This is a genomic window from Cupriavidus sp. YR651 (genome assembly GCF_900101625.1).
In the GTDB taxonomy this organism is placed as follows: Bacteria; Pseudomonadota; Gammaproteobacteria; order Burkholderiales; family Burkholderiaceae; genus Cupriavidus.
The window spans coordinates 25,096-41,865 of sequence record NZ_FMYZ01000014.1 but is presented as its reverse complement, the minus strand read 5'-3'; the positions used below and the strand labels follow the sequence as shown (position 1 = coordinate 41,865).

Below are 16,770 nucleotides of genomic sequence, written 5' to 3'. Positions count from 1 at the left end.
AGTGATAGGCGTCGCGCCGATTATCTGAGCGGGGTCAGGTATGGACTGTCGCCTTTTGGCAGTCGCGCATGCGGACTAACCCGCATCGCGGTGCGCCAGTCTGGGTCTGGGTCTGGGTCTGGGTCTGGGTCTGGGTCTGGCACAGAAATCGCGCGAAAGACACCGCGGCGACGGAGACAGGAAAAAAATGGGCGGCCTGACCACAGAACCGCCCGGGGAAGCCCTGCCGACTGGCGGGTCTTCCAACTTTCAAGGGATTGTTGACGAAGCGGACTTCCCAGGTGTGCTGCGCCTGGCGGTGCAGTTAGTCCGTCGGTCGACCTAACTCTATGCCACCACGGCAGTCAACCAAGGCGAAATACTTGTCCGAACCCTTCTTGAATGGAACGTACCAATATAATGGAGCGGCGTATCGCGTGCCAGGCAGAAATTCAATATCGTCGATGGTTTTGCCGCCTCGAACGTAGCGTTCTCGCACGGCAGACTCATAGAACTGCGGCCCCGCATCTGGGCATGTTCCAGTATCCAAATCGAAATGGCGCAATCCAATAAGGAAAACAATCACAAAGGGAAGACAACAAACAACCAAAACGCCATTGATGAAGTATTTGAGAATTTTCCGCTTATCCATGGTCGGACGTCGTACTGCAAGCTACCGATCAAGACGACAAAAAAAAGCCCGCGCGATTGGAATCGTGCGGGCTTTTTGGTTCAATAAGAAAACCCCGCTTCCATAAGTGCGGGGTTTTTATATAAAACTGCTATGAAAAAAATTCTATTGTCGCTATAGCACCTTGCCAATCATATTTCGTCGAAAACTCACCAACACCGGTACGCTAGAGCTTGCCAGCCATCACGCCGTCTATTTCGCGTCCGCCAGCTCCCCGAAAATCGTCGGAATCAGTTCCGACACCGTGGGGTGGATCGCCATCGTCTGCGTGACCTGAGTTGCGGTCATGCCGGCCGCCATGGCCGTCAGGATCATGTGCACTGCTTCGTCCCCGCCGGGCCCGAGGATGGCCGCGCCGAGAATCTTGTCGGTGTCGGCATCCACCACGACACGCATCGATCCCTGGCTTTCGCCCTTCTCCACCGCGCGCGCCACGCGCGTCATGGGTCGCATGCCCACGCGCACGCGATGCCCTGCCTTGCGTGCCTGCGCCTCCGTCATGCCGACGCGGCCTAGCGGCGGGTCGGTGTACAGGGCATAGACCGGGATGCGATGCGCCACGGAACGGTTGGCGCCGTCGAGCACATTGGCCGCCACCACCTCGAAATCGTTGTACGCGGTGTGCGTGAACGCGCCGCGCCCGTTGCAATCGCCCAGCGCCCAGATGCCGTCGACGCTGGTCCGCAACTGGTCGTCCACGTTGATGTAGCCGTGCGCGTCCATGGAGACCCCGGCCTTGTCGAGGCCGAGGTCATCGGTGTTCGGTCGCCGTCCCACGGCCATCAGCACATGGCTGCCGACGATCTGTGGGTCGCCCGATGCGCAGTCCACGCCAACCGCCACGCCTTCGGCATGTCGATGCAACTGGATACACTCGGCCCCGCACCGGATCACGATGTCTTCCTTCTCGAGGATCTCGCGGACCTGTAGCGACACCTCGGCGTCCTCGCGAGAAATCAGGTGCGAACCGCGCTCGACCACCGTCACCCTGGCGCCCAGGCGGCGAAACACCTGCGCGAACTCCAGTCCCACATAGCTGCCACCGATGACGACGAGGTGCTCCGGCACCTCATCCATCGCCACCATATTGGTGTTGGTCAGGTATGGGACGTCGGCGAGTCCCTTGATGCTATCCGGCGCCAGTGCGCGGCCGCCGACATTCAGAAAGATCTTGTCCGCCCGCAACAGGCGATTGCCCACGCGGACCGTCCGGGGGCTTTCGAGACGCGCATGGCCGCGAATCAACGTGCAGCCACGCATGCCGCCCATCCAGCGCTCCAGCCCCGATCGGCTGGCACCCGTGATGCCCGCCACGCGCGCGGAGATCTTCGCCATGTCGATCCGCGCCGGCCCCGGCAGCATCACGCCGTACTCCGCACCCCGCGCCGCCATGCGGGCGGCATAGGCGCTGGCCACCATCGCCTTGGTCGGCGTGCAGCCGACATTGACGCAGGTGCCGCCCACGAGGGCGCGCTCAACAACCGCGACGGTCATGCCGGCCGAGGTCAGCCGGTTGGCCAGCGACGGCGCCGCCTGGCCGGTGCCGATCAGGATGGCGTCGAAGAGCTCCGGGGATTCGGTGGCGATATCGGTATCGGACATGATGTTCCTCGCGCACGCTGCATCGGCGCAGCGGAAGTCGCCGCAATCGCCGCAATACGCTGATTGCGTCGGACTCATCGGACTGTCGGACTGTCTGACTCGGTCAGCCCGACGTCGCGACGAAGCGGCGGCAGAACGCCGCGCGCAGGCGCGCGCGGCACCGCGAACGATTATAGGAACCGCCCTGTCATGTCACGATGACGGCACCCCGGCGCCCGGGCATGGCGCCGAGTGCCCGAGCCATCACCCGCGCGACGGCAGCTTCCAGTTGGGCCGCACGAAATGGCAGGTGTAGCCGTTGGGATAGCGCTCCAGATAGTCCTGATGTTCGGGCTCCGCCTCCCAGAACGGGCCCACGGGCGCGATCTCCGTCACCACCTTGCCCGGCCAGAGGTCGGACGCGTCGACATCGGCCACGGTTTCCTCGGCGACGCGCTTCTGCTCTTCGTCGGCATAGAAAATCGCCGAGCGATAGCTGGTGCCGATATCGTTGCCCTGGCGATTCCGGGTGGTCGGATCGTGGATCTGGAAGAAGAACTCCAGGATCTGGCGGAAGCTGATCCTGGCCGGATCGAAAACGATCTCGAGCGCTTCCGCGTGGGTGCCATGGTTGCGGTATGTGGCATTGGGCACATCGCCGCCGCTATAGCCCACGCGCGTGGACAGCACGCCGGGATAGCGGCGCAGCAGGTCCTGCATGCCCCAGAAGCAGCCACCCGCCAGGATGGCGGTTTCGGTTTTCGTCGTCATACGTCAAATCCTTTCGTTCGGCCCGCCGGCGGCACGGCCGGCGCATCGCCCAGTAATATACGCATGCCCCACAAACTTCGCTGGCAGACCATGCAGTTACCCCACGGCGCGGAGGGTGTCGTCAACGCCCTCCAGCGCGAGATTGCCGCTTGTACCCGCTGCGCTCCCCAACTTGCCGCCGGCCCGCGTCCGATCGTGCAATTCAGCGCCACGTCGCGCATCCTGATCATCGGCCAGGCACCCGGATCGCGCGTGCACGCCAGCGGCGTTCCGTTCGATGACCCAAGCGGCGACCGCCTCCGCGACTGGACCGGCCTCACCCCCGACGAGTTCTACGATCCGGCGCGCGTCGCCCTGATGCCGATGGGATTCTGCTACCCCGGCAAGGGCAAGAGCGGCGACCTGCCGCCCCGCCCCGAGTGCGCGCCGCTGTGGCACCAGCGCGTGCTCGACCAGTTGCCGGCGGATCGCCTGACATTGCTGGTCGGCACCTACGCGCAAGCGCGGTACCTGCCGAAGGAGGCCCGGGATTCGATGACGGCAGCTGTGCAGAATTTCCGCGATTTCGGATCGGCGGTCTTTCCGCTGCCGCATCCGTCATGGCGCGTGGTGGGATGGATGCGCAAGCATCCGTGGTTCGAGGCGGAACTGTTGCCCGCGCTGCGGGCGGCGATACGCAGCCGGCTAGCCTGACCCGGAATCGGGAGCCGGACGACCTCTAGTCGGCTTTCATCCGCAGGGCTGCCAGCGTCAGCGGCTTGGCCACGACCGTCGTGGCCAATGCCATCAGCAGCAGGCCCGAGAACGCCGCCGTGCCGATCAGCTTGTTTTCCAGCAGGATCGCCAGCACCACCACCTCCATCAGTCCCTTGGTCTGCGCCAGCGCCCCGAGGGTCCAGGCATCGCGCCGACCCAGCCCGGCCAGCCGCGCAGGCAGCGCGGTGCCGGCCATCTTGCCGACCACGGCCACCACGGTCGCCACCACGAAGACCACCAGCGCATCGCCGCCTGCCGTCGTCAGGTCCGTGCGCAGCCCCGTCATCAGGAAGAAGAACGGCATCAGCACGACCACCGTGGTCGGTTCCAGCTGCCGGCCGATATCGGCGGCGGCGCTGCGCGGCAGCACCACGCCCGCCAGGAAGCCACCGAGGATGTAGTGCAGGCCGATCAGCTCGGACGCGCAGGCCGAGGCAAAGATCAGCACGACCACCGCGGCCAGCCGCGCATCCGCGCCACGCAGCCGGGGCAGCCATGCCGCCAGCAGCGGCCGTACGATGGCGAACATGACGGCGACGTAGGCGGCACCGCAAAGCACCAGCCGCAGCGGATCTTGCCCAGCTGCCTGGCCGGCGCTGGCAAGGATGCAGGACAACACGATCCAGATGGCCGCATCGCTGAATGCCGCGCAGGCGACCGCCAGCCGGCCGGCCGTGGAATCGCTCAACTGCATCTCCCGCAGGATGGCGCCGAGCACCGGCAGCGCGGTGACGGCCATGGACACCCCCACAGCAATCGCAAACTGCCACAGGGTCGCGGATTCGCCGAGCAACGTCGGGCGGAAGTGGCCCAGTGCAAAGCCGGCGCCCACGCCCAACACGAAGGGCAGCATGACGCAGCCGATGGCCGCGCTGATCGCGATGCGCCGCAGGCCCTGCGCCTCGCCCCCGCCGATGTGCAGGCCCGACAGGAACGCGAACAGCACCACGGCCAGCCATTGCAGCCCGGACAGCGCGGCCAGCTTTGGCGCGCCGAACAACGCATGCCAGTTCTCCGGCCAGAGCGCACCCAGCAGCGACGGCCCCAGCAGGATGCCGCCGACGATCTGCATGACCACCAGCGGCACGATGCCTCCCATTCGCAAACTGCGCCACAGAATGAGCGGCGTGCCCACGACCAGGCAGGCCTGGGCGAAGAAGATCGAGGTTGGATTCATGGCGACGAGAGGATAACGAGAGGATCGGGCCAAGGTGAAACCGGCGACAGGGACAACCGTCGGGACACCAAAACCGCCGATGATACAGGCGTTCCATGTGTCATTCACTGCACGTTGTGTCGCAATGTGTGCCAGCCCGCCTGGTCGGCTTGCATGGCCTGCCGCCGCGCCCTACGGTGGACCGAGCGGCCGGGCAAGCCGCGCCAGAAGATCAGCACCCCCCACACACAACACCATCAGGGAGACTCCGTCATGGCAACGCCGATTGAGATCGTGAAGGGCACCTACGCCGCCTATCGCAGGCAGGACATCCCGGCCGTGCTTGCCGTCCTGTCCCCGGATGTCCGCTGGAAGATGGTTGGCCAGCCGCGCCACATCCGCTACGCCGGGGAGCGCAACTCGCTCGCCGATATCGCGAACGTGTTCGAGCACATGGCGGCCGACGACGACATCAAGCGATTCGACGACATCGAGATCATCGAAGCCGCCAACGGCAAGGACATCACGGTGCTGGGGATCGTGGAGGGCGTGGTGCGCCAGACCGGAAAGACCTACACGCTCGAATGGGCGCACGTCTTTACCGTCGAGAACGAAAAGATCACGCGCTGGATCGGCTTCTACGATACAGCGGTGCGGCTGGAATGCTCCTGACCTGCGGCGGGCGCGCCTGGCCAGCGCACCCAGGCACCCCAGCCATAAGCCTGCCGGCAGGAACGTAGCCGCTTAGAGCACGCCCGATGTGCCACCGTCGAGGTTGATGCTGGTCCCGGTGATATAGCTGGCCGCGTCAGACGCCAGGAACGTAATGGCATTGGCCACCTCCTCGGCCTGCCCCACGCGGCCGAGCGGGATGTCCTTGCCCAGCTTCACGTAGAGATCCTCGACGTCGACGCCGGTACGCGCGGCCTTGGTCTCGTGCTGCCCCGCGCGCACCAGGCCGATGCAGATCGTGTTCACCAGGATCTGCTCCGGCGCGAATTCCTTGGACAAGGCCTTGGTGAACGCCAGACCGGCGGCCCGCGTCACGGTGGTCGGCATCGACTTGGCGCGCGGCTGCTTGGCGCCAATGTTGGTGATGTTGATGATGCGGCCGCCGCCCTGGCGGCGCATGTGCGGGATCGACAGGCGCGACAGGCGGATGGCGGAAAACAGCTTGAGGTCGAAGTCGGCCTGCCAGACTTCATCGGGCGTGGACTCGAAATCGCCCGTGGCGGAGGTGCCGGCGTTGTTGACGAGGATATCGACTCGGCCGAAGGTCTCGACGGCGGCCGCCACCAGTTTCACGCAGTCCTCGGCGCGGCTCACATCGGCCTGCACCGGCAGCGCTCGCCCGCCCTGGGCGCGGATTTCCGCCGCCACCTCCTCCAGCCGCGCCATGCCGCGCGCCGCGATCACCACCGCCGCGCCTTCCGCCGCCAGCCGCTCGGCCGCCGCCTTGCCGATGCCCTGCGATCCACCCGTAATGATCGCCACCTTATTGCCGAGTCCCAGATCCATGCTGTCTTCTCCTTGCGATGTCTTCCGCAGGCCGTGCGCGACGCCGGCCCGTGCCAGAGGGCGAGAATACTGCGAACGTTCCGGACGCGCTGGCGCATCCGTCGGTTGTCCGGTCGGGAATCCAGCCGGGAACGCGGCCCGAAATCAGCCCAGTGGCAGTGCGGTGCTGTACAGCACCTGCTTGAGCGCGAAGCTCGAACGGATATTGGACACCCCGGGAATGCGCGTGATCTGGTCGATGATCAGCCGCTCCAGCGCCTCCACGTCCGGCACGACCACGCGCAGCAGGTAGTCGGCATCGCCCGACATCAGGTAGCACTCCATCACCTGCGGCAGCGCGCCCACGCGGCGCTCGAATTCGTCGAGGGTCTCGCGGCGCTGCTTGTCGAGCGAGATCGAAATAAACACCACGACCTTCAGCCCCAGCCGACGCGCATCGAGCAGCGTCACCTTGCGGGAGATAACCCCCATTTTTTCGAGCTGCTTGACCCGCGCCAGGCATGGCGACGGGGAGAGATTGACGCGGCTTGCCAGTTCCACATTGGTCAGGCTGCCGTCCCGCTGCAATTCGCTCAGGATCCGGATGTCTGTGGCGTCGAGATCGATGTCCAGCATGTTGCGCTTTCGTTAGGGCTGAAGCCAGCATTCTATGCCGCAATCGCGGACCCTTGCAGGGCGATCCGGTCAATGCTGCGGCGCAATGCCCCGTAGACTTTCCGCATCCGATCCGGCACTTGCCCGATCGCGCAAAACAACGATCTCAAGCCTCACCCGATGTCAGTCCAAGCTCCCGCCGGCGCGGCCTCCCTCGCCGGTATCAAGAAGTTCCTGCCGCTGATCGGCGCCGTCATCATCTGGGGCGGCAACTGGCCAGTCATGAAGCTGGGCCTCGCGCATGTCAGCCCGCTGTGGTTTGCCGCCTGCCGCTTTGGCTCGGCGGCGCTGATCAGCGTGGTCGTGCTGGGCGCCGTGCGCCGGCTGCGTCTGCCAACGCGACAAGAATGGCCGCTGGTGATCGGCGTGGGGCTGCTGCAGATGGCGGCATTCACGGCGCTGGCCCTGTGGGCGCTGCAGTATGTGGCGCCGGGCCGCGCGTCGGTGGTGGCCTACGCCACGGCAGTCTGGGTCATTCCGTTGTCGTCGCTGGTGCTGGGCGAGCGCCCGTCGCGCCTGCAATGGCTGGCGACGGCCTTCAGCTACGCGGGCATCGCCGTCATCGTCGCGCCCGCGCTGGGCGACTGGCAGTGGCACACCGTGATGGGACTGACGATGCTGCTCGGCGCCTCGCTGGCGTGGTCGGTCAGCATCATCCAGTTGCGCGCCAACCGGTCCGTCCGGCTCGGCGCGGAGATGATTCCCTGGGAATGCGCGGTGGCGACGGTGCCGCTGGTCCTGCTGGCGCTGTTCCGCGATGGCGCGCCGGACCTCGCCGCGATCGCCGATATCTGGGCCGTGATTCTCTATACCGGCCCGCTGGCCACGGCACTGACCTTTATCGTGGTGCTCAACGTCACGCAGTCCCTGCCGCCGGCAGCCACCTCGATTGCGATGCTCGGCGTGCCGCTGATCGGTCTGGTCCTGTCGGCCGCGGCCTGGCACGAGCGGATCTCGGCGGACCTGTCGATCGGGCTGGCCCTGATCGGCCTGGGCGTGGTCACCACGGCGCTGGCGCCGAGGCTGGGCAGGCTGGCCGCGCGCTGAGCGGTCGGGCGGCCGCAAGGCCGCGCGGCGACGCCAGGATCTTTGTGAAACGACCTCTAGGGTTGGACGGAAGGTTCTCGCTTGAGCGTGCGGAGGACAAACGTGGAATGACTGTGCCGCAGCCCCGGCAGCTTGTAGAGCTTGTGGCGCAGGAACTCCTCGTACCCTTCCGTGCCGGCCACCGCCACCTTGATCAGATAGTCGTATTCGCCCGTGAGCAGGTGCGCCTCCAGCACTTCGGGCAGTTCCGCCAGCGCCTCGCCAAAGCGATGGAGCATGTCGTCGTCGTGCCGGTCGAGCGTGACCTCGATCAGCACCGTATCCGGCAGGCCCAGTGCCTTCTGGTTCAGCAGCGCGGCATAGCTCTCGATCACCCCCGCCTCTTCCAGCGCCCGCACCCGGTTCCAGCACGGCGTAGCAGACAGGCCGACCAGTTCGGCCAGCTTTGCATTGGAGATCCGGCCGTCCCGGCGCAGTTCGCGCAGGATGCGGCGATCGATCTCATCGAGTTTGGGTACATTGGGCACCGCGCGACCTCCTCTGAAGAACAATCTCCCCAAGACTCTACATCAAACAGAGATTTCATCTCCATTCAGCCTTCACATGAAGAAAATTCAGAAGCTCATTTTGGCGGTTGGCTGGTAAATTTACCGGACCTCTCGCGAATCACTTCCGGACCTCTGCCATGTCGCTGCCCTCTCTTCAGATCGCCCTCCGCCTGGACCGTACGGACGTCTTCGGCAGTCTGGAATGGGTGCTCGCCAATGCCCGCCGCACCGGGCTGTCGTTGCGACAACTGCATGTCGACGCGCAAGGCGGCCATGCCGTGCGGCTGCTGGCCGAGGCGCCGATGCCCGAGTTGCTTCACGTGTTCGTGCGCCGGGTCGGCCACGGCGTGCAAGTCGAGATCGTCGACGTGGAATTCTCCGATGACGTCGAGGGCCTGGATGCGCTGGACGGCGTGGGGGTGCCGACGCTCGCCGAACCGCTTGCCCTGCACGCCTGAAGTGCCCTCATCCGGCGCCCGTTGCGATCCGGCCGCCCTGCGCTGGCCGGCTCGCCCTCGCCAATGCGGCTAGGCCGCCGGCGCCAGCAGCTCGATCCCGTCGAGTTCCGCCGCGCAGATATCGCGCACGATCGACACGAAATCGGCCACATAAGGCCGCTCCGAGATCGCGGCCGGCACGACCGCATAGAGTTCGCTCCAGAGCCCTTTTGCCCCGATGCGCTTGGCCAGCACGTAGTCGTGATCGACGTAGTTCTTCACGCCCCAGTTGGGTAGCGCCGCCACGCCACGGCGGCTGGCCACCAGCTGGAGAACGGCCACCGTCAGTTCCGCCGTGCGTCGTTGCAGGTGGATGCCGGCCGGTTCCAGCACTTCACGGATCAGGTCGATCCGCTGCTCGGGCACCGGATAGGTGATCAGCGTTTCCCCGGCCAGGTCCGCGGCCTCGATCCGTCGCTTGTTGCGCAGCCGATGCTCGTTGGCGATAACCGCCAGGATCTCGAAGCGGAACAGCGGCGCCACCTCCAGCCCGCGCTTGCCCGGCGGTTTCGAGCCGATCACCATGTCCGCGCGGCCGTTGGTCAGCAGCGCCAGCGGATCGGCATGGAAGCCCGCCACCAGATCTACCTCCACCTCCGGCCAGCGGCGCCGGAATTCATCCATCACCGGCATCAGCCAGTCAAAGCAGGTGTGGCACTCCAGCACCACGCGCAGCTCGCCGCGCGTGTCGCCCTTCAATCGCAGCAGGTCGCGCTCGGCGGCGCTGATCGCGGCCAGGGCTTCCCGCGCCAGCGCCAGCAGCCGCTCGCCGGCCGGCGTGAAGCGCAGCCCCTGCCGGGTGCGATCGAACAACGCCATGCCGTAGTGCGCCTCGATGGCCTTGATCTGGTGGGACAGCGCGGACTGGCTGACGTGTACGCGCTCGGCCGCCGTGGCCAGCTTGCCCGATTCGGCAATGGCCACGAGGGAGCGGAAATGGCGAACCTCGATCATGGAGTCACTTGAATAAAATTCATACATTGTTTAAAACATGTCGCTTGATTCATTCTACGTGGGAATCGACACTGTGCGCCAGACAGACAGACTCGATCGGAGCAACAGATGGCACGCACCCACACCCTCGGCTTTCCGCGCATCGGCGCGCGCCGTGAACTGAAATTCGCGCAGGAAGCCTTCTGGCGCGGTGAAACCTCTGAAGTCGCGCTGCGCGACACCGGCGCCACGCTGCGCCGCCGCCACTGGCAACTGCAGGCCGACGCCGGGCTGGCCACCGTCGCCGCCGGGGATTTCGCCTGGTATGACCAGATGCTCGGACTGACCACCTTGCTGGGCGCGCTGCCCCGGCGCTTTGGCTTCGACGCCGCCGCGCTGACGCTGGCGCAGTACTACGAACTGGCCCGGGGCAACGCCGCCCAGCCGGCGATGGAAATGACCAAGTGGTTCGACACGAACTACCACTACATCGTCCCCGAGCTCGATGCGGACAGCACCTTCGATGGCGGCCCCGCGTGGTTCTTCGACGAGATCGACGAAGCCCTCGCACTCGGCCTGCAGACCCGTCCGGTACTGATCGGACCGGTGACCTACCTGTGGCTGTCCAAGTCCCACGCACCCGGTTTCGATCGCCTGAGCCTGCTGCCGAAGGTCGTGCAGGCCTACCAGCGCATCCTGGCCACGCTGAAGGCGCGCGGCATCGAGTGGGTGCAGATCGACGAACCGGCGCTGTGCCTGGACCTGGACGATGCATGGCTCGATGCCTACGACCAGGCCTATCCCGCGCTGGCCCAGGCGGGCGTCAAGCTGCTGCTGGCCACCTATTTCGACACGGCCGCACCGCATGCCGCGCGTGCCGCGGCGTTGCCGGTGCAGGGTTTCCACATCGACCTCGTCCGCGCCCCGGCGCAGCTGGCCGCCTGGCAACACGTGCTGCCGGCCGATGCCGTGCTGTCCGTCGGCGTGATCGACGGCCGCAATATCTGGCGGGCCGACCTGCGCGCGGTGCTCGACACGCTCAAGCCGCTGCATGCCGCGCTCGGCGACCGGCTCTGGCTGGCGCCGTCCTGCTCCCTGCTGCACGTGCCGGTGTCGCTCGATGCGGAGGTGCGCCTCGACCCCGAGCTGAAATCCTGGCTGGCCTTCGCCACCGAGAAGCTCGACGAGCTGCACACGCTGGCCACCGTGCTGAATGAGGGCGAGGCGGCCGTGGCCGACCAGCTGGCGGCATCCGACAGCGCCCGCCAGTCGCGCCGCACCTCCAGCCGTGTCGTCAACCAGCAGGTCCAGAAGCGGCTGGCCGCGGTCACGGCCGACATGGCCGACCGCGATAGCGCCTTCGACATCCGCATCGATCGCCAGCGCGAGGCCCTGAACCTGCCGGCCCTGCCGACGACCACGATCGGTTCGTTCCCGCAGACTGCCGCGATTCGCCAGACGCGCGCCGCCTTCAAGCGCGGTGACATCGGCGCGCTGGAATACCTCGAGCGGATCCGCGCGGAAATCGAACTGGCCGTGCGCAAGCAGGAAGCCCTGGGGCTGGACGTGCTGGTGCACGGCGAAGCCGAACGCAACGACATGGTGGAATACTTCGGCGAACAGCTCTGCGGCTACGCCTTCACGGAGAACGGCTGGGTCCAGAGCTACGGCTCGCGCTGCGTGAAGCCGCCGGTGATCTACGGCGACGTCTACCGTCCCGAGCCGATGACCGTGGACACCGCGCGCTACGCCCAGTCCCTGACGGACAAGCTGATGAAGGGCATGCTGACCGGGCCGGTGACGATGCTGCAATGGTCGTTCGTCCGCGACGACCAGCCGCGCGCCACCACGGCCCGCCAGCTGGCGCTGGCGATTCGCGACGAGGTCTGCGACCTGGAATCGGCCGGCATCCGCGTCATCCAGATCGACGAGCCCGCGCTGCGCGAAGGCTTGCCGCTGCGCCGCGAGGACTGGGCGGCCTACCTGGAATGGGCGGTGAACGCGTTCCGGCTGTCGGCCGCCGGCGTGGCCGACCAGACCCAGATCCACACGCATATGTGCTATGCCGAGTTCAACGACATCCTGCCGGCCATCGCGGCGATGGATGCGGACGTGATCACGATCGAGACCTCGCGATCGGCCATGGAACTGCTGGAAGGGTTTGGCGATTTCGACTATCCGAACGAGATTGGCCCGGGCGTCTACGACATCCACTCGCCGCGCGTGCCAACGGTGGACGCCGTCACGCGGCTGCTGGAGCGCGCCTGCGAGGTCATCCCGCCCGAGCGGCTGTGGGTCAACCCGGATTGCGGCCTGAAGACGCGTGGCTGGCCGGAGACCGAAGCCGCTCTGGCCAACATGGTCACCGCGGCGCGCCAGTTGCGCGGCAAGCTCGCGGGGCAGGCCCCGGTGACGTGGAAGCGCGTGCAGCGCCCCGCCACGGCCAACGTGTCCGCCACGCCGGCCACGCACGTCCACACCGCTGCGTGCGGCGTGGCCTGCGCGGGACAGGCCGCGATCTGAACGAGGGGCCCCCCGAAGGCGCCTTCACAGGGCGCCTTCACCGGGCGCTTTCTCGCGGTCCCCTCGCTGCGGTGCGCTGCTGTGTCGCATGGCGCATGGGCACCCAAGTTCGTATCCTTCCTGTCCATCTCATAAGATAGAGCGAGACAGCGCCCGCAGCCATGCGGGCGTGAGTCCCGACCACAAGGAAGGAATGAAACGAGCCAAAACCTGGCGCCGCGCCGCGGTGCTGCCGGCGGCTGCCCTCACGGGCGCGGCACTGGCCCAATCCGCAAGCCCGGCCGCCACGGACGCCAACACGCCGGTTCCCACGCTACCCACCGTCACCGCCACGGCCACCGCCGAGGGATCGCTGACCGTGCCGGGCATCGCGCAGCAACGCCGGTCGCTCTATCAGTCGGCCGGCTCGGTCGGCTTTGTCGATGCCGCGTCGTACTCGAACACCTACGCCAGCAATCTGCGCGATGTGCTCAAGGATGCACCGGGTGTTTACGTCGAGGAACGCTATGGTCAGGAACTGCGGCTGTCGATCCGCGGCTCGGGCATCGCGCGCGGCTTCCACACGCGCGGGCTGGAAATCCTCCAGGACGGCGTGCCGACCAACTTTGCCGATGGCAGCGGCGACTACTACCAGATCGACCCGCTCGGCCTGTCCGCGGCCGAGGTCTACAAGGGCGGCAACGGCCTGGCCTATGGCGCCACCACGCTCGGTGGCGCGATCAACTTCACCACGCCCACCGCGCTGACCGCCGACGCCCGCAACATGGTGCGCGTGGACGGCGGCAGCTTTGGCACGATCCGCGCGAGCGGACAGGTATCCCGCCAGATCGGCGCGTTCGACTTCCTGGCCAATCTCAGCGTCAACCATTCGGAAGGCTATCGCGCCCACGAACGCGGCCAGTATGAGCAGCTCAACACCAACTTCGGCTACCGCTTCAGCCCGAGCGTGGAGACGCGGTTCTACTTCGGCGCGTACATCGTCGACCAGTTGCTGCCGGGTTCGCTGTCGCTCAGCGACGCGCTGAACAACCCGCGCAAGGCCTCGGCCACCGCACTGGCCGGCGACCAGGCGCGCAACACGCGCACCGAGCGGCTGGCCAACGTGACCAGCGTGAAGCTCGATAGCGGGCAGATCGACTTCACCACCTGGGTCATCCACAAGAGCCTGTATCACCCGATCTTCCAGGTGATCGACCAGGATAGCTGGACCTACGGCTTCGCGCCGCGCTACACGGGCAACTTCACGCTCGGCGGCCTGCGCAACCAGATGATCGCGGGGCTGCGTTTCTTCGGCGGCAACAACGATGCGCGCCAGTACGTCAACGTGAACGGCGACCGCGGTGCGCAGACGCTGAATTCGAGGCAGGACGCCTACAACTACGAGGCCTTCTTCGAGGACCGCCTCTACGTGGTGCCCACCGTGGCGCTGATGGCCGGCGCCAAGGCATACCGCAACCGTCGCGAGTACCAGGACTACGGCGGCCTGCCGACGAACCCGACCGCGAAATCCGATGGCACCACGTACAGCGGCGTGAACCCCAAGTTCGGCGTGCTGTGGGAGCCGAGGAAGGATGTGCAGGCCTTCGTCGACATCACGCGCAGCGCCGACGTACCGGACTTCTCCGACCTGAACCAGACCATCGGCACGACCAACCAGTTCGTGCCGCTGTCGGCGCAACACGGCTGGACGCTGGAAGCCGGCACGCGCGGCCAGCTGGACCGCTTTGGCTGGGACCTGACCGTCTACCGGTCGCTGGTGCGTGACCAGCTGCTGCAATTCACGGTGAGCCCCGACGTGCCGGCCTCCACCTTCAATGCCAACAAGACCATCCTGCAAGGGGTGGAACTGGGCGCCAGCGCCGACGTGCTGCGCGACGTGGCGCGGTCCGGCGACAAGGTCACCGTATCGCAGCTGTGGAACTACAGCGATTTCCGCTTCGACAACGATCCGGTCTACGGCAACAACCGCATCGCCGGCGTGCCGCAGCACGTGCTGCGCACCACGCTGGCCTACAGCCATGCCTCGGGGCTGCGCGTGGCGGGCACGCTCGACTGGGTGCCGACTGGCGCGTACGTGGACTACGCCAACACGCTGAAGGTGCCGGCGTACGTGCTGTTCGGGATGCAGGCAAGCTATGAGTTCCAGCGCGGCGTGACGCTCTTCCTCGACGCCCGCAACCTTGCCGACAAGCGCTACATCAGCGACTTCAGCACCGTGGCGGATGCGCGCACGGCCAATACGTCCGTGTTCTACCCGGGCGTGGGCCGCGCGTTCTATGCGGGGGTGAAGGTCAGGTTCTGAGGCAATGGGCGCCGACATCCGGCGCCCGTTTCTTGAGCCCGTTTCTTGAGCCCGTTTCTCGCGGGCACATCCGGCGGCCACCTCCGCGCCGCCTCCGATTCTCCCGGCACCATGAAAAAAGCCCTTCCGGTCAGGAAGGGCTCATCACTGGCTCGCGGTTTGCCCGCGCGGCCCGCGCGCTCAGTTCACGCAGTCAGTTCACGCGCTGCACCGCTGGCGGCGTCCACTTGCCATCCAGCAATACCTGGTCCGGCCAGTACGCGCGCAGCATCAGGCTGAATGCCTCGGGCGGCGCAGGCAGCCAGTTGGCGATCTGATCGGGCGCCGGGCGATCGTACTGGATATAGATATCGAGCGAACCGTCGCGGTTGTAGCGCAGGCGGTCGCGGCTGCCAATCGTGTAGCGCTGGAGCGGATTGCTGACGAACGCATGCTTGTCGTTGTACATCGTCAGCGACCAGAACGCCTTGACCGGCGGGAGCTGGCCCTTGTCGAAGTGCAGCACGTAGCGGCTGCCACCGTCGAACGGCCGGCCCGTGGCATCGGCGCGCGTCCACGGATAGATCGCGTCTTCGGGCAGGTTCGCGCCCAGCCCGACCATGGCGATGGCGGCACGCTTGCCGTAGTCGACGCCATACGTGCCGAGGTCGCGCTGCATGCGCCAGCCCGTGCTGCCGGCGGCGCCCTTGCGGGCGTTGGCGGTAATGCCGGCCAGCGCCGCCGTGGCGCCCTCCTGCACCGCGCGGGCCGTGGACGGTTCGAGCACCGTGGTCTTGAACGGCTCCCCGGGCTTCACGCCCATCCGCTTCATCTTCTCCACCATCGCGGCATCTTCGGGCGCCGGCGGATTCTCTGGCAACAGCGCGGACAGCCGGCTGAAGAACGCCTGCGCATCCATCGCCGCCACCTGCTCCACCGGCGGCGTCTGGGTATCGATCAGGGCGACACGCGGCGGCAGCGGCGGCGGCGCCATGCGGCCGCCCTTCTGCCAGATCGACAACGGAATCAACCGGTATTGGTCCTGCAGCCGATGCACGACCGGAAAGTCCTGCCTGCCGTTGGCTTGCGTCCGCCCGATCACCCACGCGAGCGCGGTCGGCGAGCGAATCTCCTTGACGCCCTTGGGCAGCGTGCCCTGCCAGTCCGGACCGACAATCGCAAAGGCGACCCGTTTGGTGCCCGTGGTGCGCTTGCCCGGCGACGCAATCACATTGGTCCACGCATCCATCACCGGCATCAGGTAATAGCGGCCGCTGGTGTCGGGCAGGGACAGCACGACCGGCTCCTTCGACACGTCGATCCACGCGGACGAATACAAGGTATCCGCATTGGGGCTGACAACGTCGGTATAGGTCGGATCAGGGAAGGTTCGCTTGTGGACGAACGTGTTGGGCGGCACCTTTGCCGTCATCACCTCGCGCGTCACATCCATCAGCACGAGCGGATAGCCGTACGTGAAGACCTCAGCCGACAGGGCCTTCATGGCCTGGTCGGAGGGCTGTTCGGCAGCCGGGGTTTCGGTGACGACAGGCTCGGACGTGGACGAGCAAGCGGACAGCAGGACGGCAAGCGAGAGGACGCTTGCCAGTTGGCGTATCGATGGATTCATGACCCCGTTCCCTTAGGCTGGCGACCCTTCCGGGGGACTGCAGGGCGGTATTTGTGTAGCCCCGGAGGCGCATCTGTTCCGAACGAATGATGGCGCTGTGGGTCTGGCACTGTCAATGATTCGTGTCTGCAAATTGGGGGGAAACGTACACAATCACTGAACTTCCGGGACATTCCACAGCGCCGGCGGCAGAACCGGAAGCTGG

Annotated in this window: 15 protein-coding genes; 6 read left to right on the top strand and 9 right to left on the bottom strand. The window is 66.3% G+C overall.

Going from position 1 to position 16,770, the window contains the following annotated elements; translation table 11 throughout:
* Window positions 1-304: 304 nt before the first annotated feature.
* The 3 genes from BLR29_RS32150 to msrA form a co-directional block, all read right to left on the bottom strand.
* Window positions 305-631 carry a hypothetical protein gene (locus BLR29_RS32150; protein WP_143018538.1) on the bottom strand — a complete coding sequence of 109 codons (327 nt, stop codon included), beginning with the start codon at window positions 629-631 and terminating at the stop codon, window positions 305-307.
* Between the two features lie 231 nt (window positions 632-862).
* The gene (locus BLR29_RS26760; protein WP_092141404.1) at window positions 863-2,272 is read right to left on the bottom strand and encodes an FAD-containing oxidoreductase; all 1,410 of its coding nucleotides are present in this window, start codon (window positions 2,270-2,272) and stop codon (window positions 863-865) included.
* 243 nt (window positions 2,273-2,515) lie between these two features.
* Entirely contained in the window at window positions 2,516-3,022 is a 507-nt protein-coding gene (gene msrA / locus BLR29_RS26755) for a peptide-methionine (S)-S-oxide reductase MsrA (protein ID WP_092141401.1), read from the bottom strand.
* Between the two features lie 90 nt (window positions 3,023-3,112).
* On the opposite strand from msrA, the gene BLR29_RS26750 reads away from it, so the two are divergent.
* Window positions 3,113-3,715: a uracil-DNA glycosylase family protein gene (locus BLR29_RS26750; protein WP_218132722.1), complete on the top strand. Its 603-nt coding sequence runs from the start codon at window positions 3,113-3,115 to the stop codon at window positions 3,713-3,715.
* A gap of 25 nt (window positions 3,716-3,740) precedes the next feature.
* Here the strand turns inward: BLR29_RS26750 and BLR29_RS26745 are convergent, their stop codons facing one another.
* The gene (locus BLR29_RS26745; protein ID WP_092141396.1) at window positions 3,741-4,955 is read right to left on the bottom strand and encodes a cation:proton antiporter; all 1,215 of its coding nucleotides are present in this window, start codon (window positions 4,953-4,955) and stop codon (window positions 3,741-3,743) included.
* A 252-nt stretch (window positions 4,956-5,207) separates the two neighbouring features.
* Between BLR29_RS26745 and BLR29_RS26740 the strand changes: the two genes are divergently transcribed.
* Window positions 5,208-5,606, top strand: a complete 399-nt coding sequence (locus BLR29_RS26740; protein WP_092141393.1) for a nuclear transport factor 2 family protein — start codon at window positions 5,208-5,210, stop codon at window positions 5,604-5,606.
* A gap of 72 nt (window positions 5,607-5,678) precedes the next feature.
* On the opposite strand, the gene BLR29_RS26735 is transcribed toward BLR29_RS26740, so the two are convergent.
* Window positions 5,679-6,452, bottom strand: a complete 774-nt coding sequence (locus BLR29_RS26735) for an SDR family NAD(P)-dependent oxidoreductase (protein WP_092141390.1) — start codon at window positions 6,450-6,452, stop codon at window positions 5,679-5,681.
* 144 nt (window positions 6,453-6,596) lie between these two features.
* A complete protein-coding gene (locus BLR29_RS26730) occupies window positions 6,597-7,067 on the bottom strand; it encodes an Lrp/AsnC family transcriptional regulator (protein WP_092141387.1) in 471 nt (156 codons plus the stop codon).
* Between the two features lie 159 nt (window positions 7,068-7,226).
* Here BLR29_RS26730 and BLR29_RS26725 point away from each other — a divergent pair, with 159 nt between their 5' ends.
* Window positions 7,227-8,153: a DMT family transporter gene (locus BLR29_RS26725; RefSeq protein ID WP_092141384.1), complete on the top strand. Its 927-nt coding sequence runs from the start codon at window positions 7,227-7,229 to the stop codon at window positions 8,151-8,153.
* 56 nt (window positions 8,154-8,209) lie between these two features.
* Here the strand turns inward: BLR29_RS26725 and BLR29_RS26720 are convergent, their stop codons facing one another.
* Entirely contained in the window at window positions 8,210-8,680 is a 471-nt protein-coding gene (locus tag BLR29_RS26720; RefSeq protein ID WP_092141381.1) for an Lrp/AsnC family transcriptional regulator, read from the bottom strand.
* A 158-nt stretch (window positions 8,681-8,838) separates the two neighbouring features.
* Between BLR29_RS26720 and BLR29_RS26715 the strand changes: the two genes are divergently transcribed.
* On the top strand, window positions 8,839-9,159 hold the full coding sequence (locus BLR29_RS26715) for an AsnC family transcriptional regulator (protein ID WP_092141378.1): 321 nt from the start codon (window positions 8,839-8,841) through the stop codon (window positions 9,157-9,159).
* Between the two features lie 69 nt (window positions 9,160-9,228).
* On the opposite strand, the gene BLR29_RS26710 is transcribed toward BLR29_RS26715, so the two are convergent.
* Complete coding sequence (locus BLR29_RS26710) at window positions 9,229-10,152, bottom strand: LysR family transcriptional regulator (protein WP_092141375.1); 924 nt, start codon at window positions 10,150-10,152, stop codon at window positions 9,229-9,231.
* A 108-nt stretch (window positions 10,153-10,260) separates the two neighbouring features.
* Here BLR29_RS26710 and metE point away from each other — a divergent pair, with 108 nt between their 5' ends.
* Together metE and BLR29_RS26700 are read left to right on the top strand one after the other, a co-directional pair.
* Window positions 10,261-12,654 (top strand): 5-methyltetrahydropteroyltriglutamate--homocysteine S-methyltransferase, encoded by a 2,394-nt coding sequence (gene metE / locus BLR29_RS26705; protein WP_092141372.1) that lies wholly within the window; start codon window positions 10,261-10,263, stop codon window positions 12,652-12,654.
* Window positions 12,655-12,847: 193 nt separating this feature from the next.
* Window positions 12,848-14,956: a TonB-dependent receptor family protein gene (locus BLR29_RS26700; RefSeq protein WP_092141369.1), complete on the top strand. Its 2,109-nt coding sequence runs from the start codon at window positions 12,848-12,850 to the stop codon at window positions 14,954-14,956.
* A 193-nt stretch (window positions 14,957-15,149) separates the two neighbouring features.
* On the opposite strand, the gene BLR29_RS26695 is transcribed toward BLR29_RS26700, so the two are convergent.
* Window positions 15,150-16,565: a DUF1254 domain-containing protein gene (locus BLR29_RS26695; RefSeq protein WP_092141366.1), complete on the bottom strand. Its 1,416-nt coding sequence runs from the start codon at window positions 16,563-16,565 to the stop codon at window positions 15,150-15,152.
* Window positions 16,566-16,770: the final 205 nt, after the last annotated feature.

Bases quoted from the DNA above. Each gene is read 5' to 3' on its own strand.
- BLR29_RS26760 (WP_092141404.1), bottom strand. From the start codon at position 2,272: ATGTCCGATACCGATATCGCCACCGAATCCCCGGAGCTCTTCGACGCC.
- BLR29_RS26700 (WP_092141369.1), top strand. From the start codon at position 12,848: ATGAAACGAGCCAAAACCTGGCGCCGCGCCGCGGTGCTGCCGGCGGCT.
- BLR29_RS32150 (WP_143018538.1), bottom strand. From the start codon at position 631: ATGGATAAGCGGAAAATTCTCAAATACTTCATCAATGGCGTTTTGGTT.
- BLR29_RS26725 (WP_092141384.1), top strand. From the start codon at position 7,227: ATGTCAGTCCAAGCTCCCGCCGGCGCGGCCTCCCTCGCCGGTATCAAG.
- BLR29_RS26715 (WP_092141378.1), top strand. From the start codon at position 8,839: ATGTCGCTGCCCTCTCTTCAGATCGCCCTCCGCCTGGACCGTACGGAC.
- BLR29_RS26710 (WP_092141375.1), bottom strand. From the start codon at position 10,152: ATGATCGAGGTTCGCCATTTCCGCTCCCTCGTGGCCATTGCCGAATCG.
- metE (WP_092141372.1), top strand. From the start codon at position 10,261: ATGGCACGCACCCACACCCTCGGCTTTCCGCGCATCGGCGCGCGCCGT.
- BLR29_RS26735 (WP_092141390.1), bottom strand. From the start codon at position 6,452: ATGGATCTGGGACTCGGCAATAAGGTGGCGATCATTACGGGTGGATCG.
- BLR29_RS26740 (WP_092141393.1), top strand. From the start codon at position 5,208: ATGGCAACGCCGATTGAGATCGTGAAGGGCACCTACGCCGCCTATCGC.
- BLR29_RS26695 (WP_092141366.1), bottom strand. From the start codon at position 16,565: ATGAATCCATCGATACGCCAACTGGCAAGCGTCCTCTCGCTTGCCGTC.
- BLR29_RS26730 (WP_092141387.1), bottom strand. From the start codon at position 7,067: ATGCTGGACATCGATCTCGACGCCACAGACATCCGGATCCTGAGCGAA.
- BLR29_RS26750 (WP_218132722.1), top strand. From the start codon at position 3,113: ATGCAGTTACCCCACGGCGCGGAGGGTGTCGTCAACGCCCTCCAGCGC.
- msrA (WP_092141401.1), bottom strand. From the start codon at position 3,022: ATGACGACGAAAACCGAAACCGCCATCCTGGCGGGTGGCTGCTTCTGG.
- BLR29_RS26745 (WP_092141396.1), bottom strand. From the start codon at position 4,955: ATGAATCCAACCTCGATCTTCTTCGCCCAGGCCTGCCTGGTCGTGGGC.